The sequence below is a fragment of the Leuconostoc sp. BM2 genome, assembly GCF_002095565.1.
In the GTDB taxonomy this organism is placed as follows: domain Bacteria; phylum Bacillota; class Bacilli; order Lactobacillales; family Lactobacillaceae; genus Leuconostoc; species Leuconostoc falkenbergense.
In genome coordinates this window covers 1-1,032 of sequence record NZ_MOWQ01000100.1, presented here as the reverse complement: position 1 = coordinate 1,032, position 1,032 = coordinate 1, and the positions used below count along the sequence as shown (strand labels likewise).

The 1,032-nt window shown below is 37.8% G+C and carries 2 protein-coding genes; both read right to left on the bottom strand.

The genetic code is table 11. The annotated features are described in order from the left end of the window. Positions 1-199 (bottom strand): DEAD/DEAH box helicase family protein (locus tag BMG01_RS10590; RefSeq protein ID WP_158084731.1); only part of this gene is annotated, 199 nt, incomplete at its 3' end. Positions 200-205: 6 nt separating this feature from the next. Next, positions 206-883: an AAA family ATPase gene (locus tag BMG01_RS10585; RefSeq protein ID WP_004914441.1), complete on the bottom strand. Its 678-nt coding sequence runs from the start codon at positions 881-883 to the stop codon at positions 206-208. Positions 884-1,032: the final 149 nt, after the last annotated feature.

Genomic DNA, 1,032 nt, shown 5'->3' with positions numbered 1-1,032 from the left:
GATTTATCAATTCTTTTCGATGTGCCATAACCCACACTCTTTTGTGATGTGAGGTTGTTAATCTAGCCATTTCACTCATCATAGCTGTTTTACCAGAACCAGCAGCAGAAACTACCATGACGCTTTTCGAACCATTAGCAAGCGATTGTCGTGCGTCTGAAAGTAATTTACTCTGATAATCGTATAATTGAAACGGCATGTATCATTAAGCCTCCCAATCAAACAATTTATCGAAATCGGCACGCTTGCGACCGTCAATTTGATTCTTTGCATATTCGTTTGTTGAATTTGTCAAAGTCCAATATCGCTCTTTCTTTTCTTGGTCATATTTGATATGCGTCACTGCATGAACGGTTCCCATAAAGTAATTATTCACGCTATCTCGTAGATCAGGTTGGAATGGCGTAATTTTCTGACCGCTTTCTAACCAAATTTCACCGTTACGTTGCCATGCTGTGTAGATAACGTTTTTATCTTTCAATCGACTATCAATGTATGTCAGCATTTTAATTAGCTGATTACTGAATTTGCCGTAGTCCTGCATTGAATTGATACCGTGATTCTTACCTTCATCAGCCGCATTCACAAACCAAACTTTTTCTAGCGCGCTTAAATTATCAAACACAACTGTTTTAAATTCACTGTTTGCGACATACTCGATAAATTCATTTATTTCAGCGAGAATCTTACTGTAATCTTCAATGTAGAATCGCTCCACGACACCGTCTTTATCGACATTAACCAAAACCTTATCGGTATTATCTAAAGTAAGTAGTGCTACTGGACCCGGTGCAAATCGTGTTACTGATGTTTTACCATCTCCTTGTTTACCGTAAATCAATACTCTGAACGGTGTTTTAACACCTTTTTCTCGTTTTTTCATTTATTTCACCTGTGCATGTGTGCGTTCAATAACTGCCACACCCTTAACTTTTCCACCGGTATTGATAAACGCCTTTAATTTCGCCTTATCAGGTGTCTTTGTTTCTTTAACGTTGATAAATTCATCTGGAATACGTGATGTTTCTGGAT

Bases quoted from the DNA above. Each gene is read 5' to 3' on its own strand.
- BMG01_RS10585 (WP_004914441.1), bottom strand. From the start codon at position 883: ATGAAAAAACGAGAAAAAGGTGTTAAAACACCGTTCAGAGTATTGATT.